The sequence below is a fragment of the Acidovorax benzenivorans genome (assembly GCF_028680575.1).
Classification (GTDB): Bacteria; Pseudomonadota; Gammaproteobacteria; order Burkholderiales; family Burkholderiaceae_C; genus Acidovorax; species Acidovorax benzenivorans.
This window is the reverse complement of the sequence record NZ_JAPCKI010000003.1, coordinates 114,943-137,069: the sequence shown is the minus strand read 5'-3', so window position 1 is coordinate 137,069 and position 22,127 is coordinate 114,943. Positions and strand designations below refer to the sequence as shown.

19 protein-coding genes are annotated in these 22,127 nt (G+C 66.3%); 6 read left to right on the top strand and 13 right to left on the bottom strand.

All coding sequences use genetic code 11. From position 1 onward, the window contains the following. Positions 1 to 55: 55 nt before the first annotated feature. Both OIN59_RS06515 and argH read right to left on the bottom strand, forming a co-directional pair. Complete coding sequence (locus tag OIN59_RS06515; protein ID WP_274108319.1) at positions 56 to 1,045, bottom strand: Bug family tripartite tricarboxylate transporter substrate binding protein; 990 nt, start codon at positions 1,043 to 1,045, stop codon at positions 56 to 58. Between the two features lie 185 nt (positions 1,046 to 1,230). Next, the gene (gene argH / locus OIN59_RS06510) at positions 1,231 to 2,718 is read right to left on the bottom strand and encodes an argininosuccinate lyase (protein ID WP_274108317.1); all 1,488 of its coding nucleotides are present in this window, start codon (positions 2,716 to 2,718) and stop codon (positions 1,231 to 1,233) included. Between the two features lie 52 nt (positions 2,719 to 2,770). On the opposite strand from argH, the gene OIN59_RS06505 reads away from it, so the two are divergent. Both OIN59_RS06505 and OIN59_RS06500 read left to right on the top strand, forming a co-directional pair. Next, on the top strand, positions 2,771 to 4,021 hold the full coding sequence (locus OIN59_RS06505) for a sensor histidine kinase (RefSeq protein ID WP_274108315.1): 1,251 nt from the start codon (positions 2,771 to 2,773) through the stop codon (positions 4,019 to 4,021). Next, a complete protein-coding gene (locus OIN59_RS06500) occupies positions 4,002 to 4,751 on the top strand; it encodes a LytR/AlgR family response regulator transcription factor (RefSeq protein ID WP_274108313.1) in 750 nt (249 codons plus the stop codon). The genes OIN59_RS06505 and OIN59_RS06500 overlap by 20 nt, the downstream gene beginning before the upstream one ends. Before the next feature lie 73 nt (positions 4,752 to 4,824). On the opposite strand, the gene arsA is transcribed toward OIN59_RS06500, so the two are convergent. From arsA to add, 3 genes are all read right to left on the bottom strand, one after another. Next, the gene (gene arsA / locus OIN59_RS06495; protein WP_274108311.1) at positions 4,825 to 6,648 is read right to left on the bottom strand and encodes an arsenical pump-driving ATPase; all 1,824 of its coding nucleotides are present in this window, start codon (positions 6,646 to 6,648) and stop codon (positions 4,825 to 4,827) included. Between the two features lie 137 nt (positions 6,649 to 6,785). Continuing rightward, complete coding sequence (locus OIN59_RS06490) at positions 6,786 to 7,829, bottom strand: Bug family tripartite tricarboxylate transporter substrate binding protein (RefSeq protein ID WP_274108309.1); 1,044 nt, start codon at positions 7,827 to 7,829, stop codon at positions 6,786 to 6,788. Between the two features lie 12 nt (positions 7,830 to 7,841). After that, positions 7,842 to 8,927 carry an adenosine deaminase gene (gene add, locus OIN59_RS06485; protein WP_274108307.1) on the bottom strand — a complete coding sequence of 362 codons (1,086 nt, stop codon included), beginning with the start codon at positions 8,925 to 8,927 and terminating at the stop codon, positions 7,842 to 7,844. 69 nt (positions 8,928 to 8,996) lie between these two features. On the opposite strand from add, the gene OIN59_RS06480 reads away from it, so the two are divergent. Next, on the top strand, positions 8,997 to 9,938 hold the full coding sequence (locus tag OIN59_RS06480; RefSeq protein WP_274108305.1) for a LysR family transcriptional regulator: 942 nt from the start codon (positions 8,997 to 8,999) through the stop codon (positions 9,936 to 9,938). A 31-nt stretch (positions 9,939 to 9,969) separates the two neighbouring features. Here OIN59_RS06480 and OIN59_RS06475 read toward each other — a convergent pair whose 3' ends face one another. Continuing rightward, positions 9,970 to 10,806 carry a ZIP family metal transporter gene (locus tag OIN59_RS06475; protein WP_274108303.1) on the bottom strand — a complete coding sequence of 279 codons (837 nt, stop codon included), beginning with the start codon at positions 10,804 to 10,806 and terminating at the stop codon, positions 9,970 to 9,972. Positions 10,807 to 10,939: 133 nt separating this feature from the next. Then, positions 10,940 to 11,836 (bottom strand): dienelactone hydrolase family protein, encoded by an 897-nt coding sequence (locus OIN59_RS06470; protein ID WP_274108301.1) that lies wholly within the window; start codon positions 11,834 to 11,836, stop codon positions 10,940 to 10,942. A 376-nt stretch (positions 11,837 to 12,212) separates the two neighbouring features. Here OIN59_RS06470 and OIN59_RS06465 point away from each other — a divergent pair, with 376 nt between their 5' ends. Further along, positions 12,213 to 14,486 carry a sensor domain-containing diguanylate cyclase gene (locus tag OIN59_RS06465; protein WP_274108300.1) on the top strand — a complete coding sequence of 758 codons (2,274 nt, stop codon included), beginning with the start codon at positions 12,213 to 12,215 and terminating at the stop codon, positions 14,484 to 14,486. Between the two features lie 93 nt (positions 14,487 to 14,579). Then, positions 14,580 to 15,470: an NAD-dependent epimerase/dehydratase family protein gene (locus OIN59_RS06460; protein WP_274108298.1), complete on the top strand. Its 891-nt coding sequence runs from the start codon at positions 14,580 to 14,582 to the stop codon at positions 15,468 to 15,470. Positions 15,471 to 15,520: 50 nt separating this feature from the next. Here OIN59_RS06460 and OIN59_RS06455 read toward each other — a convergent pair whose 3' ends face one another. Together OIN59_RS06455 and OIN59_RS06450 are read right to left on the bottom strand one after the other, a co-directional pair. Continuing rightward, the gene (locus tag OIN59_RS06455; RefSeq protein ID WP_274109048.1) at positions 15,521 to 16,309 is read right to left on the bottom strand and encodes an aspartate/glutamate racemase family protein; all 789 of its coding nucleotides are present in this window, start codon (positions 16,307 to 16,309) and stop codon (positions 15,521 to 15,523) included. A gap of 11 nt (positions 16,310 to 16,320) precedes the next feature. Then, positions 16,321 to 17,211, bottom strand: coding sequence for an amino acid ABC transporter substrate-binding protein (locus tag OIN59_RS06450; protein WP_274108296.1), 891 nt, complete (start codon positions 17,209 to 17,211; stop codon positions 16,321 to 16,323). A 351-nt stretch (positions 17,212 to 17,562) separates the two neighbouring features. Between OIN59_RS06450 and OIN59_RS06445 the strand changes: the two genes are divergently transcribed. Beyond that, positions 17,563 to 18,777, top strand: a complete 1,215-nt coding sequence (locus tag OIN59_RS06445; protein ID WP_274108294.1) for a D-amino acid dehydrogenase — start codon at positions 17,563 to 17,565, stop codon at positions 18,775 to 18,777. Between the two features lie 68 nt (positions 18,778 to 18,845). On the opposite strand, the gene OIN59_RS06440 is transcribed toward OIN59_RS06445, so the two are convergent. The 4 genes from OIN59_RS06440 to OIN59_RS06425 all read right to left on the bottom strand — a co-directional run bounded on the left by OIN59_RS06440 (position 18,846) and on the right by OIN59_RS06425 (position 21,872). Then, positions 18,846 to 19,775, bottom strand: a complete 930-nt coding sequence (locus OIN59_RS06440; protein ID WP_274108292.1) for a LysR family transcriptional regulator — start codon at positions 19,773 to 19,775, stop codon at positions 18,846 to 18,848. Between the two features lie 97 nt (positions 19,776 to 19,872). After that, positions 19,873 to 20,505 carry a glutathione S-transferase family protein gene (locus OIN59_RS06435; protein WP_274108290.1) on the bottom strand — a complete coding sequence of 211 codons (633 nt, stop codon included), beginning with the start codon at positions 20,503 to 20,505 and terminating at the stop codon, positions 19,873 to 19,875. A gap of 20 nt (positions 20,506 to 20,525) precedes the next feature. Next, positions 20,526 to 21,437 (bottom strand): glutathione-dependent disulfide-bond oxidoreductase, encoded by a 912-nt coding sequence (gene yghU, locus OIN59_RS06430; protein ID WP_274108288.1) that lies wholly within the window; start codon positions 21,435 to 21,437, stop codon positions 20,526 to 20,528. A 147-nt stretch (positions 21,438 to 21,584) separates the two neighbouring features. Next, complete coding sequence (locus tag OIN59_RS06425) at positions 21,585 to 21,872, bottom strand: hypothetical protein (protein ID WP_274108286.1); 288 nt, start codon at positions 21,870 to 21,872, stop codon at positions 21,585 to 21,587. Positions 21,873 to 22,127: the final 255 nt, after the last annotated feature.

The following is a 22,127-nucleotide window of genomic DNA, read 5'->3' as shown; positions in this document are numbered from 1 at the left end:
AACGCCCCACGGCACACCCCGGCAGGGGCAGCAGGCCGCTGACGCCCCCTACTGACTACTGCGCCACGAACCCGCTGGTCTTGATGATGCGCGTCCAGGCCTCGGTGTAGGATTTCTCGCGCGTGGCCAGTTGCTGGGGCGACATGTAGCCCACGGTCAAGCCCATGGCGGTGAGGTGCTCGCGCACATCGGGCTGGGCCACCACTTTGGCCAGCGCGTTCGAGAAGTCGGTGATGAACTTCTGCGGCGTGCCGGTGGGCGCGTAGATGCCGTAGTACGGAAGGTCTTCAAAGCCCTTCAGACCCATCTCGTCGAACGTGGGCACGTCCGGCATGGCGGCCTGGCGCTTGGTGCCCAGCACGCCCACCACGCGCACTTTGCCGGCCTTGTGGTTCTCCATGAAGTCCTGCACCGAAGCCACCCCCGCACTGATCTGGTTGCCCAGCATGTCAGCCATCATGGGCGCGCTGCCCCGGTAGGGTGCAGAAACCAGATCCAGCTGGTACTTCTGGCCCAGCAGCTTGACCAGGAACTCCGGCGTAGACGCCGGGGCAGGAATGCCCACCGCCCCTTTGCCACCGCCAGAGGCCTTGACCCAGCCCACGTACTCGGTGAACGACTTCGCGGGGGTGCCGCCCGAGACGGCAAACGCATTCACAAAGGTGGCAAAACCGCCCACGGCCACAAAGTCGCGCGCGGGTTCGTAGCCGGGGTTCTTCACCACCTGGGGCAGGATGGAGATGGTGTGGTCGTGCGTGAGGAACAGCGTGGTGCCATCGGGCACCGAGGCCTTGAGCGCCTGCGCGGCGATCTGGCCGCCCGCGCCGGGGCGGTTTTCGACCACGACGGGCTGGCCCAGCTCATCCTTGAGCTTCTCGGACAGCGTGCGCGCGATAGCGTCGGTGCCACCACCGGGCGGAAAACCCACCAGCAGGCGGATGGGCTTGGGCGACTGGGCCGAGGCCAGGCCCACGGCCAAGGCCGCCCCCACAAAGGCACCAGTGCGCACAAGGCGAGACAGCAGACTGCGGCGAGAAGTTGTCATGAAAAGCTCCAGTTTTTGAGATCCGTTGATAGGCGACACGCCATTGAAACTAGCACGATCCCTGCCAGCGGCCGCCGCGTAAGGGCCGCCCCGCCACGCTGGCGGCGTCCCCCTTCCCGCATTGCGCAGCAATGCGAGAGAAGGGGTGAAGGCGCGCAGCGCCACAGGGGGGTTGTCGTCAACCTTCAGGCCAGGCGGGTGCGGTGGCGCGCCAGCTGGGCATGCACCTGCGCAGGAGCCGTGCCGCCCAGCGTATTGCGCGCATTGAGCGATCCACGCAGGCTCAGGCACTCGTACACATCCTTTTCGATCTGCGGGTGAAAACTCTGCAGCACCGTCAAAGGCAGCTCCGACAGGTCACATGCGTGCGTGGCGGCCGCCTTTACCGCATGCGCCACGGTTTCGTGCGCGTCGCGGAAGGGCAGACCCTTCTTGACCAGGTAGTCGGCCAGGTCGGTGGCAGTGGCGTAGCCCTTGAGCGCGGCCTGCTCCATGGCCTGCGGGTTGACGGTGATGCCGCCTTCCTTTTGGCCCGTGGCGGGGTTCAGCTGGCCACCCACCATCTCGGCAAAGATGCGCAGCGTGTCCTTGAGCGTGTCCACGGTGTCGAACAGCGGCTCCTTGTCTTCCTGGTTGTCCTTGTTGTAGGCCAGGGGCTGGCCCTTCATCAGGGTGATCAGGCCCATGAGGTGGCCGACCACGCGACCGGTCTTGCCGCGCGCCAGTTCAGGCACGTCGGGGTTCTTCTTCTGCGGCATGATGGACGAGCCGGTGGTGAAGCGGTCGGCGATCTTGATGAAGCCGAAGTTCTGGCTCATCCAGATGATGAGTTCTTCAGACAGGCGGCTCACGTGCACCATGCACAGACTGGCGGCGGCGGTGAACTCGATGGCGAAGTCGCGGTCGCTCACGGCGTCCAGGCTGTTCTGGCAGACCACGGGGGTTCCGTTCGCATCCACCATGCCCAAGGTTTTGGCCACGCGCTCGCGGTCCAGCGGGTAGGTGGTGCCAGCCAGCGCCGCACTGCCCAAGGGCAGCACATTGGTGCGGCGGCGCACGTCGGCCATGCGCTCGGCGTCGCGCTTGAACATCTCCACGTAGGCCAGCATGTGGTGGCCAAAGCTTACGGGCTGGGCCACCTGCAGGTGGGTGAAGCCGGGCAGGATCACCTCGACGTTCTGCTCGGCCACATTGACCAGGGACACCTGCAGTTCTTTGAGCAGGTCGCCAATCAGGTCGATCTCGCCGCGCAGCCACAGGCGCACGTCGGTGGCCACCTGGTCGTTGCGGCTGCGGCCGGTGTGCAGGCGCTTGCCAGCGTCGCCCACCAGTTGGGTCAGGCGGGCTTCAATGTTCAGGTGCACGTCTTCCAGGTCCAGCTTCCACTCGAAAGCGCCGGATTCGATTTCCTGCGTGATCTGCGCCATGCCGCGCTGGATGGAGGCGTGGTCTTCGGCGCTGATGATGCCCTGCGCGGCCAGCATTTCGGCGTGCGCCAGGCTGCCCGCAATGTCGGCCTGCCACAAGCGCTTGTCGAAGAACACGCTGGAGGTGTAGCGCTTGACCAGGTCGCTCATGGGCTCGGAAAACAGCGCCGACCAGGCCTGGGCCTTGGTGTCGAGCTGGTTGTGGGACGGCGCAGAGTCAGCGCTGGTGGCTTGGGCTTTGGACATAAGGAGGGCAATAATCCGGTGGTTCAGACACCCGGACTGCCCGGATGCCGCAATGCAAAACACCCAAATTTTATCGACCCAGCCCCCGCCGCCGGATTCCGCCCTGCCAGACAGGCCTGCGCGCAGCGTGCGGGCCGCCGCTGGCGCCGGGCCGGGCGGGCAACCGCCACGCGGGCGGGCCCTGGTGTTCGATGCCTGCCAGGTCGGTGTGGTGCTGCGGGCCGTGCTGTTTGTGGAGGTGGTGGTGGGCGTGGGCGCCATGTATGGCGCCAGCAGCCCCGTCGAATGGCTGGCCAGCCTGGCGCTGCTGACCGGCGGTGCGCTGCCCGCCACGTTGGTGTGGCTGATCACGGCCTGCAGCCTCAAGACGGTGCTGCAGCGCCTGCCCACCGCGCAGCAGTATGCCGCCGGGGTGCTGCTGGGTGCGGTGGCCGGTACCTATGCCTGCGCCATGCTGGCGCTGGTAGGCCTGTCTGCATCGCCGCCCTGGCTGGCCAGCGCCGCCACGGGCGCGTTGCTGGCAGCCATGCTGGTGGCCGCGCTGGTGCTGCGCGCCCGGGGCCGCACCCCGGCCGCCACCACCGCGCGCCTGACGGAGCTGCAGTCGCGCATCCGCCCGCACTTTTTGTTCAACACGCTCAACAGCGCCATTGCGCTGGTGCGCGAAGAACCAGCCAAGGCCGAGTCGCTGCTCGAAGACCTCTCGGACCTGTTCCGGGTCGCGCTCATCGAGCAAGGCGAGTCCACCACTCTGGCCGAAGAGATCACGCTGGCGCGCCGCTACCTGGGCATTGAGCAAGTGCGCTTTGGCAACCGCCTGCAAGTGCAGTGGAACCTGGACCCGCGCACCGACAGCGCCCGCCTGCCCCCGCTGCTGCTGCAGCCGCTGGTGGAAAACGCCGTCAAACATGGCGTGGAGCCCAGCGCCCGAGGCGGCAAGCTGCGCGTGCTGACCGAGCTGCGCGGCAACCGCGTGGTCGTGCGCATCACCAACACTCTGCCCCCCAAAGAGGGCAAACCCGGCAGGCACGACGAGCCCAGCACCCGGGGCCATGGCATCGCACTGGCCAACGTGCGCGCGCGGCTGGCCTTGCTACACGACGTGCAGGGCGAGTTCACCGCCGGCGTGCAGGATGGGCTGTACCAGGTGCGCATCACCCTGCCCGCTGCCGACCCCACGCCCACCTCCCGCCAGCGCACGGCCCCGCGCGGGCGTGGCAACCCACGCGGCAGTTCCCGCCGTGGCGTGGTCGCGCCAACCGAACCTACCCCCTCCAAACCCCATGAACATCCTGATCGTTGACGACGAAGCCCTGGCGCGCAGCCGCTTGCGCACCCTGCTGTCCGACTGCTCGGACATCCAGCGCTGCACGGTGGCCGAGGCCTCCAACGCCGCCGAGACCATGGCGCTGCTGGGCCCCACGGGGGGGCGCGCGTACGACCTGGTGCTGCTGGACATCCACATGCCCGGCCAGGACGGCCTGGCGCTGGCCCATGCGCTGCAGGCCCTGCCCCAGCCCCCGGCCGTGGTGTTTGTGACGGCCCACGCAGACCACGCGGTGAGCGCGTTTGAGTTGGATGCCGTGGACTACCTGACCAAACCCGTGCGCCGCGAGCGGCTGCAGCAGGCCCTGGCCAAGGTACAGCGCACCAGCCGCACCGCAGGGCCCAGCGCCACGCCCGGCCTGCCCGAAGGCGAAACCCTGCTCATCCAAGACCGGGGCCGCACCGAACGCCTGCCCCTGGCCGAGGTGCTGTACTTCAAGGCCGAGCAAAAGTACGTGACCGTACGCACCACCACCCGCAGCTACATCATGGACGGCTCGCTGAGCGAGCTGGAAACCAAGTTTGCGCCGCGCTTCTTGCGCATCCACCGCAACGCCCTTGTGGCCCGCCGCGCAGTGCGCGCGCTGGAGAAACACTACGACCCCGAGGAAGGCGAAGGCTGGGCGGTGCGGCTGCAGGGATCGACCGAACTGCTGGCGGTGTCACGCCGACAAGTCACCGCCGTGCGAGAGGAGTTGGCGCGCTGATTTCTGGTCATTTTGGCCTCTAGCGCTTATTCTTAAAGCGCCAATAGCTATAATTTTAATAGCATTTGGCTGATCATGGCCGGGGCGCTGCCGCCAACTGCCCCAGCGCCTCCACCCCCACCGGCGGCGTGGCCAGCCAAGGCAGCACGTAGGTGCGCTGCGCCAGGCCGTTGGCAATGCGTGCGGCCTGCTGTTGCTCGCCCACCAGGCGGGCCTGCAACAAAGGGTCGCTGGTGCCCGTAGCCGCCACGCTTTTGTTGATGACCCAGGCCCAGGGCTCGATGCGGGCGCGGCGCAGGTCGTCCTGCAGCGCGGCGGCTTGGCTCACGGGCGTGACCTCGGGCAGGGTGACGATGACCACGTGGGTCATATCCGCGTCCTGCAGGCGCATCAGAGGGGTGATGATGTGTTTGGAGTTGGCGCTGCCTTCGTACTGCTGCGTCATCTGCCGGTGGTAGGCGCCGGTGGCGTCCATCAGCAGCAGGCTGTGGCCGGTGGGCGCGGTGTCCAGCACCACAAAAGCGCTGCGAGCCTCGTTCACCACGCGGCTGAAGGCGTGAAACACGGCCACTTCTTCGGTGCAGGGCGATTGCAAGTCTTCCAGCAGCAGGGCGCGGCCCGCGTCGTCCAGCGCCTTGCCGCGCGTGGCCATGATCTTGTCGATGTAGGCCTGGGTTTCGGCATGTGGGTCGATGCGCCCCACTTTCAGCCCCGGCAGGCTGCCGTCGAGCTGGCTTTGCACATGGGCCGCCGGGTCGGTGGTGGTGAGGTGCACACTGTGCCCGCGCTGCACCAGGCCCACGGCCAGCGCAGCGGCGATGGTGGTCTTGCCCACGCCGCCCTTGCCCATCACCATGATGAGGCCGTGGCCCTTGGCGGCCAGCGCGTCGGCCAGGGACGAGAGAGGTTCTGCCTGCAACGACACGCCCGCCGTGGCGGCAGGCGCGCCCAATGACACATCTCCGCCCCCCAGCAACGCCCGCAGCGCAGGCAGCCCCACCGTGTCAAAGGCACGCAGCGGCACCTCGTCGCGCGGCAACTGCGCCAGGGCATCGGGCATCTGGTCCATGGCCTGGCGGCCCAGGGCCTCGATGGCATCGGCCACGGCGTCCTGCCCCGGCGGGTTGGCATGGAACACGCCGTTGACGGCCAGGCGCTGGTTGGCCAGGCCCAAGGCGCGCAGCTCCACAGCGGTGCGCGCGGCCTCTTGCATGGGGCGGGGGTCGGGGCGGGTGACCAACACCACGGTGGTCAGGGCCGGGTCGCTCAGCGCGGCCAGGGCGGCGTTGAAGCGGGCCTCCTGCATCTTGAGCCCCGAGTGCGGCCCCAGGCACGACGCCCCCCGGTCGTTGCCCGCCAGGAATCCGGTCCAGGCCTTGGGCAGGCTCAGCAGGCGCAGCGTGTGGCCGGTGGGCGCAGTGTCGAACACCACATGGTCGAACCGGTGGCCCGCCGCATCGCCCTCGCTGGCCAGCAATGCCGCAAATTCATCGAACGCAGCGATCTCGGTGGTGCAGGCACCCGAGAGTTGCTCACGCACCGTGGCGCGTTCATCGCTGGTGGCGGTGGCCTCCAACTGCGCCAGCACGCGCTGGCGGTAGGCTTCGGCCGCAGTATCGGGGTCGATGTTGAGCATGTGCAGCCCCGGCACGCCGGGCACGGCCACGGGCTGGTTGGACAGCGGCACACCCAGCATTTCATCCAGATTGGAGGCCGCATCGGTGCTGACCAGCAGCACCTGTCGGCCAGCATCCGCCAGGGCAATGGCCGCCGCGGTGGACAGCGAGGTCTTGCCCACCCCGCCCTTGCCGGTGAAGAACAGGAAACGCGTGGGCTGGGCGAGCAGGCCCAGACGCACCACAGCGGAATGGGACGGGGCAGATGCGGCAGAGTTCATGCCATCAGCATGGCACAGACCCCCATCTTTTGTCTGACGCAAATCGCCCCAGGGCCCTCGCACCCGCCAACCCATTGACTTGCGTCAAGAGCTAGGTGGGCATGGCGCTGCACGGCAGGCACCACCCCGTCGGCGGGTCATTCCTTGATGTTCGCGGCCTTCACGATTGCGGCATACCGGGCGCTTTCGGTCTGCACAAACCGCGCAAACTCCGCCGCACTGCCCTTACCCGCCACGGCGCCGCCGTCGGCCAGCTTGGCGCGCACCTCGTCCATGCGCAGCACTTCGCCCAGCTCGCGGTTCAGGCGCTCGACCACGGCGGGGGGCGTCTGCGCGGGGGCAAACAGGCCCGTCCACGAGACCATGTCAAACCCTTTGAAGCCTGCGGTCTCGGCCACGGTCGGCACATCGGGCAACGAGGGCAGACGCTGGTCGTCCGTCAGCGCAATGGCCTTGAGCTTTTTGTTGTGGATGTGCGGCGCCGCTGTCACGCTAATGAGCACGGCCAGGTCCACCTGGTTGCCGATCACATCGGTCACGATCTGGGCGCCGCCCCGGTAGGGCACATGCACCATGAAGGTCTTGCTCTGGTCCTTGACGCGCTCCATGGCCAGGTGCAGCACCGTGCCCACCCCCGAGGTGGCGTAGCTCAGCTGCCCCGGCTTTTCGCGCGCCAGGCGAATCACGTCGGCCAGGTTGTTGGCAGGCAGGCCGGGGCGCGCCACGATCACCATGGGGGCCGTGGTGACCAAGCCCACCGGGGCCAGGTCCTTGAGGGTGTCGTAGCGCACCGCCACCGGGTTCACCAGCCGCGCAATGGCAGCGGGGCTGTCGGCCCCCAGGACGAAGGTGTAGCCGTCCGGCGCAGCCTTTGCGGCCTTTTCCATGCCGATCACGCCGCCAGCCCCGGCCACGTTCTCAATCACCACGCTTTGCTTGAGGCGCTCGCCCAGCTTTTGGGCAATCAGCCGCGCCGTCACATCCACACTGCCCCCAGCGCTGAACGGCACGATGAGCGTGATGGGCTTGGCGGCAGGCCAGGCGGGCTGCGCCTGCACGGCCACACCGCAGCCGCCCGCCAGCAAGGCTGCGGCGAGGTGCACCGCCAGGCGCCGGGTGCGCGAAGACACGGCAGATTGCGACGAAGACAGTGCCGATAGGCGCGATAAACGGGAAGACATCAAGAAACTCCTTCAGAGCGGTGCGGCAGAAAAAGCAGAGGTCTGCGCCAGTTGCTGGTCAAACGCGGCCAGCCACTGCGCAAGCCACGCACGGCGCGTGCCATCGTCGATCCAGGCGGCATCCAGCCCATTGACGAGAAAACTGCGCAGGTCGGCCGCGCCAAAGCCAAAGTCACGCACCATCATGGCCCAGGCCTGTGTGGGGTTTACATGGTGCAGCGTCGGGTCATCGGTGTTGGGGTGAATGCGCAGGCCCGCCGCAGGCATGTGGCGGATGGGGTGGTCCAGCGCCCAGCGCTCGGGGGCCAGGGTGCGCAGGTAGTACGAATTGGTGGGCACCACGGTGAAGACAATGCCCCGGTCGGCGCATTCGCGCACCAGCGCCGGGTTGTCGAGCACAGTGTAGCCGTGGTCGATGCGGTCCACCTGCAGCACATCGATGGCCGTGCGCACGTTGTTCCAGGGCATGCCGAACTCGCCCGCATGGGCCGTGGTCTTGAGCCCCCCACGGCGCGCCAGCGCATAGGCCGGGGCAAACCACTCGGGCGGGTGGTCTACCTCGCGGTAATCAATGCCAATGCCAATCACCTCGTCGCGCCGGTGGGCCAGCACCCATTCGACCATCTCGGTGGCAGCTGCGGGCGGGGCCTCGCGGTCAATCGCTGCAATCAAACGGCCGGTGATGCCGAAATCGGCCTCGGCATCGGCAATGGCGCGCACGATGCCGCCCAGCGCCTGCGGGTAGGCCAGGCCCGACTGCTGGGCGGTGCCCGTGGGGTTCCAGAAGAACTCGGCATAGCGCACCTGGTGCGCTGCGGCATCCTGCAGGTATTCGTAGGTCAGGCGATGCAGGTCGTCGGGGTTGCGGATGAGTTCGGCGTCCAGCGCACGCAGCACCCGCAGCACGCCCACGGGCTTTTCGCCCCGGGTGTAGAAGGCCTCGATCTCGGCATCGCTGATGGCCGCGCCCGCCCGGCGCACCAGGTGGGTGAACGTGTCACGCCGCACGGTGCCCAGCAAATGGCAGTGCAGCTCCACCTTGGGCAGGGCGTGGAGAAAGGTGTACAGCGGGTCTGCGGGCGCGACAAAGGTGGGCATGGCCGCATGCTATGCAGCGCAGGGTGATAACGGAAGTGATTTAATTTGATGGCGCAATAAATGCAATTTATGAGCAAGCCCCCTACCAAGCCCCTCGCTGCTGAACCCGCTCCCGCGCACCGTGCGCCTACGCTGCGCCAGTTGCGCAGCTTTCAGGCCGTGGCCCGGGCCATGAGCTTTCGGCAAGCGGCCGAGGCCCTGTCGCTCACGCAGCCCGCGCTGTCGGCCTCCATCCGCGAGCTGGAGGCCGTGCTGGGCGCCCCAGTGCTGGAGCGCAGCACGCACCATGTGCGCCTTACCGCGCAGGGTGCCCTGCTGCTGCCGCAGGTCGAGCGGCTGGTCAATGGCTATGAGCAAGGGGTCGATGGGCTGTTTCGCACGCTCCACGACGACAAGCGCGTCCTGCGCGTGGCCGCCCTGCCCTCGGCCATGCACCTGCTGGCCGCGCCCTTGCAGCAATGGCTGGCGCAGCACCCCGATGTGGACCTGCGCCTGTACGACCCACTCAACGACGACCTGCTGGCCGCGCTGCAGCGCGGTGAAGTGGACCTAGCGCTAGGTGTGGCCCTGGACTTGCCGCCGCAGATCGAAGCCATCGCCGTGGCGCAAGACGACCTGGTTGCGGTGCTGCCCGTGGGCCACCGGCTGGCACCCCGTGCACGCCTAACGTGGCAAGACCTGGCGGGCGAACGGCTGGCCTTGTTTGCACGCGGCAGCACCTATGAGCTGGCCATGGCCACCCTGCGCCAGCATGGTGCCGATCTGGCGCGTGCCGACCAGCTGCTGTACAGCGAATCGCTCTACAGCCTGGTGCGTTGCGGGCTGGCGGTGGGCGTGATCTCGCGGCTGTACACCCACAGCCTGCACGAAGGCACCGTGAAGGTGTGCCCGCTGCAGGCCCCGGTGATCTCGCGCAAGGTAGCGCTCATGGTGCATGCCGCCCAGGACGCAAGGCCCCCCCTGGTGCAAAACTGCCTGGAGTTCCTCACCCAGGCTCTGCGCAACGCTTGAGCTGGGTGCCTGCCCAACCCGTTCGACAGCCTCAGTGGCTATGCGCCGCCCCGCTCACCATAGTGACCACGACCATGCCCGCAATCAGCCAGGCAATCTGCGCGATGGTCTCCTTGGCCGTGAGGCGCTTTTGCAACTGGGGGATCAAATCGGCCAGCGCCACATACACAAAGCTGCTCGACGCCACGGCCAGGAAGTACGGCAGGAAGTCTTGCAACTGCCCCACCAAGAAGTAGCCCACCACCCCGCCCAGCGCCGTCACGGCGCCTGCGAGCGACACCTTCACCAACGCCATGCGGCGGTTGGGGCTGGTCTGGCGCAGCACCACCAGGTCGCCCATGTGGTGCGGCACCTCGTGCGCCAGCACCGACACGGCAGCGATCACGCCCAGGCGGATGTCGGCCATGAAGGCCGAGGCAATCAGGATGCCGTCGCCAAAGCAATGCACGCTGTCGCCTGTCAGCACCGCCCAGCCGCCCGCGCGCGGGCCGTGGTGATGCTGGTGCCCATGGCCGTGGCCAGGGGCGTGGCCGTGGTCGTGATGGGCATGACTGTGCGCGGCAGGCTCTGCGTGGCTGTGCTCGTGCCCGTGGTGCCACAGCTCGGCCTTGTCCAGCAAAAAGAAAAACACCACGCCCACCAGCAGGGTGGCAAACAGGTCATGGGCGCCCGCCTGGCTCTCGAACGCCTCGGGCAGCAGGTGCATGAAGGCCGTGGCCAGCAAGGCACCCGCCGCAAGGCTCAACAGGTGCTGTGGGCCCACACTGTCGCCCCCGCCCCCCAGGCCCAACCGCATGAGCAAGGCGGCCAGCCACACACTGCCAATACCGGAGGCCAGGGTGGCCAGAATGATTGCTACCAAAGTCATAGCTTGTTGCGCTTTATCTATAAGCCTTGGAGCTTATTTTTATTCAAACCCTGCACGCCCGATGCAAGATTAAAAAAGCCGCCCCGGGTCTGGGGCGGCTGTGGGTGACCTGGCTGGCGCGGGGGTCTGTGCATCAAACCACGCCGTGTGTCTTGAACCAGGCCAGCGCACGCTTCCAGCCGTCTTCGGCCGCTTCCTTGCGGTAGCTGGCACGGTAGTCGGCATGGAAGGCGTGCGGTGCATCGGGGTACACCACAAAATCCGACGCCTTGGCCTGTGGCGAGCCACTGGACAAGGCCGCTTTCATCTTATCAACCGTGTCAAGAGGGATGCCGGTGTCTTTTTCGCCGTACAGGCCCAACACCGGCGCCTTGAGGATGGGCGCCAGATCCACGGGATGCTTGGGGGTGAGCTCGCTCGCCTGCCCCAGCAGCCGCCCGTACCAGGCCACGCCAGCCTTGACGGGGCCGTGTGCGGCATACAGCCAGGTGATGCGGCCGCCCCAGCAAAAGCCGGTCACCCCCACCCGGGTGGCATCCCCCCCGTTGGCCGTGGCCCATGCCACGGCGCCGTCCAGGTCGGCCATCACCTGGGCATCGGGCACCTTGGACACCACCTCGGCCATCAGCTTGGCAATGTCAGTGTAGGTGGTTGCATCGCCCTGGCGCGCATACAGCTGCGGGGCAATGGCCAGGTAGCCCGCCTTGGCAAAGCGGCGGCAGGTATCGGCGATGTACTCGTGCACGCCAAAAATTTCCTGGATCACCAGCACCACGGGCAGGCCGGTCTTGCCCGCCGGTGCCGCGCGGTAGGCCGGCACCTTGAAGCCGTTGACCGTAAAGCTCACTTCCCCCACCGTCAGGCCGTCTGCCGATGTGGCAATGGCCGTCTGCGCCATGATGGGCGCGGCCGCGACCGCATAGCCAATGCCCAACGCGGCCTGCAGCGCAGTGCGGCGGGTAGCCCCCGCTTCGGTGGAGCGGCCCGGCAACAGCGCCTGGGCGTCAGCATGGAGGTCGTCATTGAACATCGGTTTTCTCCAAAAAAAGGGGGATGGGCCACAGGGTGGAAGGTGCAAGCCCCGGAGTCTATGGGGTTTGCAGCGGCTCCGCATTTTCGGGTACCGAAAAACGGGGAGCACTGCTAGACTTTCTGCGAGCACCGTCTCCGTGGGCATGCACCAGCAGTCCACCACCACGCAGACGTAGGTTTGCCCGCCCCTTTTTACTTTTCTTCTTTCATCCACCCGCCCGACCACCTCCCGCAGACCATCGCACCGGCCCGAGCGCATGCCCCCTAACCCAACACCATTCCCCCCAAGCGGACAACTGCTGGTCCGACTGGTGGCAGGAATTTGCGGTGCTGGTGGACTGGGGCTGCTGACCTGGGCCCTGGCCCGCCAAAGCATGGACTCCGCCATGCGCCTGGTCAGCGCGGGGGCCGGGCTGGGGCTGATGGCCAGTGCAGCGCTGTGCTGGTGGCTCAGTCTCAGGCTGCTGGCAGCGCATGCAACGGCCAGCGCCGCCCAGGACGCCGCCCACCGGGCCACGTCCCAGCTGTGCGCCACGCTCGACATCCTGCCCGACGGGCTGGCCATCTATGACGCCGATGACCGCCTGGTGCTGTGCAATGCCAGGTACCGGGAGGTAAGCCCAGGCACCACCATGGCCCTGGACCACGGCACCCGCTTTGAAGACGTGCTGCGCCGCGCCGCCGAATCGGGCCACATCGTGGCTGCGCGGCAAGACACCAATGCCTGGCTGGCCGACCGCATAGCCCGCCACCGCGCCCCTGGCCACCCCGAGATGCAAGAGATCGAGGGCGACCGCTGGATGCTCATCACCGAGCGCCTGCAAGACGGGGGCGGAATGGTGGTGCTGCGCTCCGACATCACCGACGCAGTGCACAAGGAGCGCGCACTCAAACAGGCCCTGCACGACGCCGAGCGCGCCGAGCGCAGCCTGCGCGAAGCTGTCAACGCCATGCCCGCCGGGCTGGACATCTACGACGAGAACGACCGCTTGGTGCTGAGCAATGACCAGATGGTCCGTCTGCGCCCCCACCTGCCCGTGGCCGAGTCCCTGGGCAAGACCTACGAAGAACTGCTGCGCGAAGGCCTGCGCTACGGCATCCCCGAGGAGGCCAAGGGCCAGGAAGAACTGTGGCTGGCCCACGAGCTGGCCATCCGGGGCCACCGGCCCGGCCCCGAGGTGCACCACTACCCCAACGGCACATGGATGCACATGCACGAATGCCGAACCCCTTCGGGCATGACGGTATGTGTGCGCCTGGACATCAGCGATCTGATCGAACAGCGCCAGAAGGTCGAGGCTGCCCGCCACGAGAGCCAGCGCATGCGCCAGCTGCTGGAGCGCGCGGTAGAGGCCCTGCCCGTGGGCATCGAAATCTTTGACGAACAGGACCGGCTGGTGCTCTACAACCAGCAGCTGTCGCGCATGTATCCGCACATCAACTACGTGGACCACCTGGGCAAGGGTTTTGCGGACATCCTGCGCTATTCGGTCTCGCGCGGGCTGATCCCGTCGGCGCAGGGGCGCGAAGAGGCCTGGATCGCCGAGCGCCTGTCGGAACATGGCAGCAGCACCTCTACCTTGGTGCAGCGCCTGAGCGATGGCCGCTGGATCAACATCTACGAAACCCGCACCCCCGAAAACTACGTGGTGGCCGTGCGCCTGGACATCACCAACCTCATCGAGCAGCGCCAGGCGCTGGAGGCAGCCCAACAAGCCGCCCAGCAAGCCCGCCAGCTACTGCAAGACGCTGTTGAATCACTGCCCGAAGGGTTTGCACTGTTCGATGCCGACGACAAACTGGTCGTCTGCAACGCCCAGTACCGGCGCCTGTACCCGATCTCTGCCCCCTTGATCGTGCCCGGCAACACGTTTGAACAAATTGCGCGCTATGGGGCCGAACGCGGCCAGTACCCCGACGCCATCGGCAACGAAGAAACCTGGCTGGCTCAGCGCATGGCCGACCACCGGTCCGCCAACCACGCCGTGCTGCAGCGCCTGCCCGAAGGCCGCTGGTTGCAGGCAGACGAACGGCGCACACCCCAAGGCGGCATTGCGGGGGTGCGCACCGACGTGACGCAACTGGTGCGCAAAGAGCAGGAGCTGGCTGCCGCCAACGCCAAGCTGGCCCTGCTGTCCACCACCGACGGGGTGACCGGCATCAGCAACCGCCGACGCTTTGACGAGCGGCTGGCCACCGAGTGGATGCGCTGCGGACGGCACCAGCTGCCGCTGGCCGTGATCCTGATCGACATCGACCATTTCAAGCTCTACAACGACCACTACGGCCACCTGGCCGGTGACGAATGCCTGCGCCGTGTCGCCCAGCTGCTGCAAGGCACCATCCGCCGTGCCGACGAGGTGGCCGCGCGCTACGGCGGCGAAGAGTTTGTGCTGCTGCTGCCGGATGTGCCACTGTCTGAGGCAGTAACGGTGGCCGAACGCTGCATGGCCAGCCTGAGCGAGGCCGCACTGACCCACCCCCGCTCCCCTACAGCGCCCTACATCACGCTCAGCATGGGCATTGCCGACCTGGTGCCACGCCCCGGCACCCCTTCTGACACACTGGTGCGCGCGGCCGATGCCGCCCTGTATCGCGCCAAGCGCGGGGGCCGCAACCGCTTCGAGGTCTTCACGCCTGCGCAGTGATCGTGTTGCCTGCAGGGGTGGCGACAGCCTGAGCAGGTCCGCGCCGGGCCTTCCGGTTTTTGCACGCTTCACCTTCTTCGCAGGACAACGCTGATGAACATTTTGCTCACCGGCTCCACCGGTTTTGTGGGCCGCACCGTGGCTGCCGCACTCACCCGTGCAGGACACCAGGTGCACGGCGGCGTATCGCCCCGGCACCGGTCGCCCGGCGCCTTGCAAGTGCCCATGGACTTTGCGCGGGACACCTCGGCCCAGGCCTGGCTGCCGCGCTTGGCGGGTATCGATGCCGTGGTGAATGCTGTGGGGGTGCTGCGCGACAGCCGTGCACGCCCCATTGATGCCGTGCACCAGCACACGCCGGTCGCGCTGTTTGACGCCTGCGCCCAGGCAGGCGTACGGCGCGTGGTCCACGTCTCGGCCTTGGGCATTGAAGGCAGTGCCACCCGCTATGCCACCACCAAGCGTGCGGCAGACACGCACCTGCTGGCGTTGGCCCGGCAAGGGGCATTGCACCCCGCCATCCTGCGCCCCAGCGTGGTGTTTGGCAAAGGCGGTGACAGCAGCGCGCTGTTCATGAACCTGGCACGCCTGCCAGTCGCACTGTTACCCGGCCCTATGCTCACGGCGCGGGTGCAGCCGGTGTCGGTGCACGACCTGGCCGCCGCCATCGTTGCGCTGCTGGGGCCTGCCATCGCCACCCAGGGCATCATCGAGTGCACCGGGCCCGAGGCCCTGAGCATGGGCGACTTCATTGCCAGCCTGCGCCAGCAACTGGGCCATGGCAAGGCCCACGTGCTTCGCCTGCCCGACCCAATGACCCAGCTGAGCGCCCGCCTGGGCGACGCGGTACCCGGTGTGCCCTGGTGCACTGAAACCCTGAACATGCTGGGCAGCGACAACGTGGGCAACCCCGCAGTGTTCGAGCAACTGCTGGGCCGCAAGGCAGTGCACTACAGCCAGCTGGTGGCAACCGCCTGGCGCTGACCCGTCCGCGGAATCAGGAGACCCGCACGGCCCGCCCCCGTGCCCCCCCATCACTGGGCAGCGGGCAGAAAGTCCTGGGCAACGTTTCCGTACGCATGCCGCGCCAGAGCGGCCGCCAGCACCAGGGACGGGTTGACCAGCGTCAGCCCCTCCAGTCGGGGGTGCTCTGACAATGCCAGCGGAATCTCCGTGCAGCCCATGATGAGCGTGGAGACCCCATAACGCTGCTGCAGCACCAGCGACACGGACTCGAACCGCTGGCGAGCCAGCGCATAGTTGCCAGCCTTCACACCGTCGTAGATGCCTTGCATCAGTTGGTCGCGCTCCGGGGGCTCTGGCACAAAGCAATCAATGTCGCGGTGCTTCAGCTCGCGCTGGTACAAGCCTGCCTCATAGGCCCCCTGCGTGGCCAGCAAGCCCACACCATGCACATGGCGCAGCGCCAGGTCTGCAGCCACCTCCTGCACACCATGCAGCACCGTCATCTGCGGAAAGCGCTGCTGCAGCAGGCCATGCCAGGCGTGCGCCGTGTTGCAGGCGATGGCCACCACCCGCGCGCCCAGCGCCGCCAGGCGGCCCGTGGCCTGGAGCATCGGGTCGGCAGGCTGGTGGGCACCGGGGCGGGTGTCGTGCAAGGCCGCCGTGCGGTCAGGGATGGGCACCTGCGCCAGCCAATGCTCGGGGTAGGCCTGGTCATGCACGGGGATGCCCAGGGCCCCCATGCGATCGGTGCAGGCCTGCACAAACAGGCGCACAAAGTCGGCGCCCGCAGCAGGCCCCATACCGCCCAGAATGCCCACCACCTGCGGGGCCTGCGGAAGCGAGGTGCATGGCAACATGCTCACGGTCGTCACAGCGCAGGCTTGTCGCTCTGGGCCACCAGGTTGTCGCGCAGCTCCTTGCTCATGGGCAGGCTCAGGTTCTGGCCGCGCGGGGGCACCGACGACATGAACCACTTGGTGTAGAGCTTGTCGAACTCACCCGACTTCATCATCCCGCCGATCACGCCATTGACTAGAGCCTGAAACTGCGGGTCGTCCTTGCGCAACATGCAGGCATAGGGCTCAACCTGCAGCGAGTCGCCCACCACCACCCAGTCGGCGGGGTTGCGTGTGTTGCCCATCAGGCCAAACAGCAGGATGTCGTCCATCGCAAAGGCCTCTGCCCGGCCGGTGTCCACCAGCAGCAGCGAGTCCTCGTGGTCCTTGCCCAGCACGATGTCCATGTCCAGGTTGTTGTCGCGGTTGTACTTGCGGATCACCTGCGCGTTGGTGGTGCCCGAGGTGCTGGCCACCTTCTTCTTGGCCAGGTCGGCGTAGTTCTTGACGCCCGATTCCTTCTTGGTCAGCAGCCGGGTGCCGGTGTAGAAATAGTTGATGGCAAATTGCACGTCCTTGCCACGGGCCGTGTTGTTGGTGGTCGATCCGCACTCCAGGTCCACGGTGCCATTGGTCAGCAGCGGAATGCGGTTCTGCGAGGTGACGGCCTGCAGCTCCACCTTGATGGCAGGGTTGTTCAACCGCTTCTTCACCGCATCGACCACGGCGTTGGAGATGTCCACCGACATACCCACCGGGTTGCCAGGGCCCGCCAGGTAGCTGAAGGGCACGGACGACTCGCGGTAGGCCAGCGTGATCTTGCCGTTGTCGGCAATCTTCTTGAGGGTGTCGGCGCTGGTCACGGTACTGGCCAGCACACCGGCGACCACGAGGGCAGCAGCGGTGACAGCGGAAAGCTTCATGGGAATCCCTTTGCAAAAAGCAGATGAACGGGTGGACAAAAAATGCAAGACGCAGGGGCACTGTAAAAACTCGCGGCGGTCTTGAACAATTCATTTGCACGGGTCCACCATGATGAAAAGTTATGGCTTCGTTTCGGTGCGGTCCCATGCACCATCATGGCCCGCCATGCCCGCATTCGGGCCATTGCATCAGTCCATCAGGCGCCTCCCAGCTCAATCCCCTTTGCGGTCTTCGGAGTGCCTACAAGCACATAACTTGCCGACATAGCAGGGCGCTGCTTTGGCATTGTTCAGCGCGCGCATCGCGCCCTACATTCGTTGGCATCTCCTCCCAACTTTCCACTCTTTCCGATGCAGGTATGTGTATTGGGCGCAGGCATTGTCGGCCTGGCCACGGCGTATGAACTCCAGCAACGTGGCATGCAGGTCACCGTCATCGACCAGGCACAGCCCGGCGCAGGCGCCAGCGGTGGCAATGGCGCGCAACTGAGCTACAGCTATGTGCAACCCCTGGCGGACGCCAGCATCTGGCGGCAACTGCCCCGGCTGTTGCTGTCGCCACGCTCCCCGCTCAAGCTGCGCCTGCAGTGGGACCCTCATCAGTGGCGCTGGGGGCTGGAGTTTCTGCGCGCGTGCAACCGACAGACCTCCGAGCGCAGCACTGCGCAGCTGCTAGCCCTGGCCGCCCTCAGCCGCCACCGGCTCGAAGCCATGCTGCAGGCAGAGCCCATGGCCTGCGACTTTTCTGCCACCGGCAAGCTGGTGCTGTACGACACCGCTGCAGGCCTGGCCGCTGCACAGCGGCAGATGGACCTGCAGCGCACCTGGGGCAGCCAACAACAGGCGGTGTCGGCCCAGCGCTGTGTCGAGATCGAGCCCGCGCTGCAGCACTACCAGGCACACATCGCCGGTGCCATCTATACGCCCAGCGAATGCGCGGCCGACTGTCTCATGGTCTGCCAAGGCTTGCAGGCCGTGCTGGCTGCGCGGGGAGTGCGATTTGTGCTGGGCACCACGGTCCGTGGTTTTGTGCGCCAGGGTTCCCGCATCACCGCCGTAGACACCAGCGCGGGCACCATCGAAGCACAGCAGTTTGTGCTGGCCCTGGGCAGTGGCAGCCACCAGGTGGCGCGGACGTTGGGGTTCAGCTTGCCGGTGTACCCGCTCAAGGGCTACAGCGTCACACTCGACACCAGCCCTGCACCATCCGCCGCGCCACGCGTCAACGTGACCGACGCAGCGCGCAAGGTGGTGTTTGCACGCATTGGCCAGCGCCTGCGGGTGGCTGGCATGGCCGAACTGGTGGGGCACGATGCCCGCATACCCGCCGCACGCATTCACACCCTGCGCGATGCCACACGCGCTGTGTTCCCGGGCTGCAACCAGGGCGGAGACCTGCATGCCTGGACCGGCATGCGCCCTGCCACGCCCACCGGGCTGCCGGTGGTGGGCCGGTGGGCGGGTGCACCCGACAACCTGCTGCTCAACACAGGCCATGGTTCTTTGGGGTTCACGTTGGCGTTTGGCACTGCTGCACAAGTGGCCGAGTTGCTGGCGCCCGCCTGAGCTGCATTCACGGCACCGACTCCGTCGGTCGGTAGCTCCGCAACGCCCCTCCCCAGCCGAGGACGTGTTCACTCCACCTCGGGCTGCAGGCCTACCGCCTCCAGCGTCTCGCCCACCGCCTGGCGCATACACTGCGTCATGGCACTGGCCAGCAATGAGCTGGGGCGATTGACGGTACGCAACGACTTGATGGGCACGGCAATGTGTGGCGCCAGCGCCAGCACATCGACCTTGCTGCGGTCGGCCGATGCGGCGGTGCAGGTGTCCACCACTGCCACCGCGTGGCCGTGGTGTGCCAGCGCCAACGCAGCATGGTAGGTCTGCACCGTGAACGCCGTCTGCAAACCCACGCTCGCCTCTCGGCACGCGTGGTTGACCAGCGTGCCGATGGGGTCGCGCACATCCAGCCGCACCACCGGCGTGCCGGCCAGATCGGCAAGATGCACCACCCCGGCCACCACCAGCGCAGCACTGAGCATGCCCTTGGGCGCCACACACACCATGCGGCCATCGGCCAAGTGCTCCTGCGTGAGCGCGGGGTGGGCAATGGCGCTAAACACAAAGCCCACATCCGCCTCCTGCAGCACCAGGGCCGAGACGATCTGGGGCGAGTGCAGCGCATCGATGGTCACCTGTACATCCGGGTGCTTTTGCCTGAAGAAACGCAATGCGCGCGGCAGCACCTCGTAGCTCAGCGCCAGCACGCTCAGGATGTGCAGCTCACCTTCACGCCGGTCGCTCTTGAGGCTGTTGGCCAGGCGCTGCACATCATCGAGCTGGGTGAACAGGCGTTCGATGTGCGGGTACAACGTCTGTGCCTCGGTGGTGGGCACCAGCTTGCCCTTGAGCCGATGGAACAGCGGAAAGCCCAGTTGCAATTCAGCATGCGCCAGGATGCGGCTGACCGCAGGCTGCGTGACGTTGATGAGGCGGGCCGCCGCGCTCACGCTGCCGGTGAGCATGACGGCGTTGAAGACTTCTATGTGGCGAAGGCGCATATGCTGACGATGCAAGGAATGGGCCGCAAGCGCAATCCTTGCATGTACCCATTGCGAAATCGCGCACTCCAACCGCGCGACTCGCACGCGCTTGTAGCTAAAGCGACATCGACGGCCGCGCGGCCATGGCAGCACGCCAGCGCAGCAGGTGCGGGTGCTGCTCGCCGGGCTTGTGCTTGACCACACGCGCAAAGTCCACCGCCACCACGGCCGTGATGTCGGCCACGCTGAAGCGGTCGGTGGCAATGAAGTCGCGGCCCGCCAAGCGCTCATTGAGCAGCTGAAAGAACTGCCCCACACGCACCAGCCCACGATCGGCCAGGGCCGGGATTTGTGGGTAGTCCACCGCGCCGGGCAAGGCCCGGTTGGCCATGGCGGGCGCGCTGTTGCGCAGTGCCTCGGCAATAGCCTGCAGGCCCTCGAACTCCATGCGCCAGTTCCAGCTGGCGATCTCGGCCTTTTCTGCGGGCGTTTCGCCCAGCAGAGCCGGTTGCGGATAGCGCGCCTCCGCATACGCGGTGATCGCCGCGTTGTCGGTCAGCAGCAAGCCGTCTTCGGTGCGCAATGCAGGCACCGTGCACTGCGAGTTGATCTGGCGATACGCCTCGCCCAGTTGCTCGCCATTGCGCAGATCCACCTGCACGGTATCGTGGGCCACGCCCTTTTCTGCCAACAAAATGCGCACACGGCGCGGGCTGGGCGCAGTAGCGCAGTCGTACAAAGTGATCATGGTGACGCCTTGCGAAACACTCACCGTGCGGGTGACGACGATGCGCTGGCCGACGCTGCCGCTTCGACCTTGTCCTGCGTCTTGGTGTCAAAGTCGCTGGCGTCATGCCGCTCGCGCAACTGGTTGGCCAGGTCGCCATTGACGCGGTTGACCTTGCGACCCCGCTGCACCGCCGGGCGCTTGGCCACCTGGTCGGCCCAGCGCACCACATGCGTGTATTCATGCACCTGCAAAAACTCGCCCGCGTTGTAGGCCTGGCCCTTCACCAGCAGGCCATACCAGGGCCAGACCGCGATATCCGCCACCGTGTATTCGCTACCCGCCACATACTCATTGACGGCCAGACGCTGGTTGAGCACATCAAGCTGGCGCTTGACCTCCATCGCATACCGGTTGATCGGGTACTCGTACTTCTCCGGTGCATAGGCATAAAAATGCCCAAACCCGCCACCCAGAAACGGCGCACTGCCCATCTGCCAGAACAGCCACGAGAGACACTCCGCCCGCGCCGCACCGTCCTTGGGCAAGAAGGCATTGCCAAACTTCTCGGCCAGGTACATCAGGATGGCGCCGGACTCGAACACCCGCACCGGGGTGGCGGCGTCGGTGCGGTCCAGCAGGGCCGGGATCTTGGAGTTGGGGTTGATAGACACAAACCCGCTGCCAAACTGCTCACCCTCGTTGATACGGATCAGCCACGCGTCGTACTCCGCCCCGCTGTGGCCCAGTGCCAGCAGCTCTTCCAGCATCACCGTCACCTTCACGCCATTGGGCGTGCCCAGCGAATACAGCTGCATCGGGTGGCGGCCTACGGGCAGTTCCTTATCGTGCGTGGCACCGGCAATCGGCCGGTTAATGCTGGCGAAATGGCCGCCGTTTTCCTTGTTCCATTGCCAGATGGCGGGGGGGGTGTAAGTCGAAGAATCAGGCATGCGAGGACTCCAGGCAAATGAGGGGGACAGTGGCGGGGGCGCCAGCGGTTGCCAGATGAGTTTAGCGATGCGATTGATTCGCCGCCGGGCTGGGGCGAATGCGCTGCGGAGGGGGTTACCCCGGGGTTTGTGATGGCAAAACTCAGGTCACACCCAGCCCAAGAAAGCGTAGGCACCAAATGTCACGATCGATACCACAGCAATCAGAAGCAGACGCTGCCCCACCCGCCGCCAGCTCAAGGAAAACGGCGACACGTGTTGGTGGGCCTTTCGGCTGTGCTGAACCACACCGCCCAGCGCTTTTTCGCCCATCAAGATCATCTCGTCGAGATATCGTTTTTTGTCAACGCTGGCATCCGGGCTGAGATTTCTTCTGAGCTCTTTGAATTTTTTCAAAGACTGCTCGATGCTTTTCTTCTGTTCTTGCGAAGTCATGTTTTTCGGTTGCATACCCAATCGCAGCATAGGTTTGTTTCACGAAACGAAGGCGAGGTTGGTCAATGCGAGTGCCAAAGGGATCTGACCAACATACCCGTGATACGCGCTACCGGGAGCAGGGTTGAACATCACCGCTTGGGCCACACGAGGGGCAGGCACTTTACCCACGGTGAGAAGGAAGAAAAGCGCAGGAGGCAATCACTTCAGATTTAATAGCATCCAGCGCTTACCAGACAGGCGCCAGAGGCAAAA

Bases quoted from the DNA above. Each gene is read 5' to 3' on its own strand.
- OIN59_RS06425 (WP_274108286.1), bottom strand. From the start codon at position 21,872: ATGACTTCGCAAGAACAGAAGAAAAGCATCGAGCAGTCTTTGAAAAAA.
- OIN59_RS06475 (WP_274108303.1), bottom strand. From the start codon at position 10,806: ATGACTTTGGTAGCAATCATTCTGGCCACCCTGGCCTCCGGTATTGGC.
- add (WP_274108307.1), bottom strand. From the start codon at position 8,927: ATGCCCACCTTTGTCGCGCCCGCAGACCCGCTGTACACCTTTCTCCAC.
- OIN59_RS06480 (WP_274108305.1), top strand. From the start codon at position 8,997: ATGAGCAAGCCCCCTACCAAGCCCCTCGCTGCTGAACCCGCTCCCGCG.
- OIN59_RS06450 (WP_274108296.1), bottom strand. From the start codon at position 17,211: ATGAAGCTTTCCGCTGTCACCGCTGCTGCCCTCGTGGTCGCCGGTGTG.
- OIN59_RS06515 (WP_274108319.1), bottom strand. From the start codon at position 1,045: ATGACAACTTCTCGCCGCAGTCTGCTGTCTCGCCTTGTGCGCACTGGT.
- OIN59_RS06505 (WP_274108315.1), top strand. From the start codon at position 2,771: ATGCAAAACACCCAAATTTTATCGACCCAGCCCCCGCCGCCGGATTCC.
- OIN59_RS06445 (WP_274108294.1), top strand. From the start codon at position 17,563: ATGCAGGTATGTGTATTGGGCGCAGGCATTGTCGGCCTGGCCACGGCG.
- OIN59_RS06435 (WP_274108290.1), bottom strand. From the start codon at position 20,505: ATGATCACTTTGTACGACTGCGCTACTGCGCCCAGCCCGCGCCGTGTG.
- OIN59_RS06455 (WP_274109048.1), bottom strand. From the start codon at position 16,309: ATGTTGCCATGCACCTCGCTTCCGCAGGCCCCGCAGGTGGTGGGCATT.
- argH (WP_274108317.1), bottom strand. From the start codon at position 2,718: ATGTCCAAAGCCCAAGCCACCAGCGCTGACTCTGCGCCGTCCCACAAC.
- OIN59_RS06470 (WP_274108301.1), bottom strand. From the start codon at position 11,836: ATGTTCAATGACGACCTCCATGCTGACGCCCAGGCGCTGTTGCCGGGC.
- arsA (WP_274108311.1), bottom strand. From the start codon at position 6,648: ATGAACTCTGCCGCATCTGCCCCGTCCCATTCCGCTGTGGTGCGTCTG.
- OIN59_RS06465 (WP_274108300.1), top strand. From the start codon at position 12,213: ATGGACTCCGCCATGCGCCTGGTCAGCGCGGGGGCCGGGCTGGGGCTG.
- yghU (WP_274108288.1), bottom strand. From the start codon at position 21,437: ATGCCTGATTCTTCGACTTACACCCCCCCCGCCATCTGGCAATGGAAC.
- OIN59_RS06490 (WP_274108309.1), bottom strand. From the start codon at position 7,829: ATGTCTTCCCGTTTATCGCGCCTATCGGCACTGTCTTCGTCGCAATCT.
- OIN59_RS06500 (WP_274108313.1), top strand. From the start codon at position 4,002: ATGAACATCCTGATCGTTGACGACGAAGCCCTGGCGCGCAGCCGCTTG.
- OIN59_RS06460 (WP_274108298.1), top strand. From the start codon at position 14,580: ATGAACATTTTGCTCACCGGCTCCACCGGTTTTGTGGGCCGCACCGTG.
- OIN59_RS06440 (WP_274108292.1), bottom strand. From the start codon at position 19,775: ATGCGCCTTCGCCACATAGAAGTCTTCAACGCCGTCATGCTCACCGGC.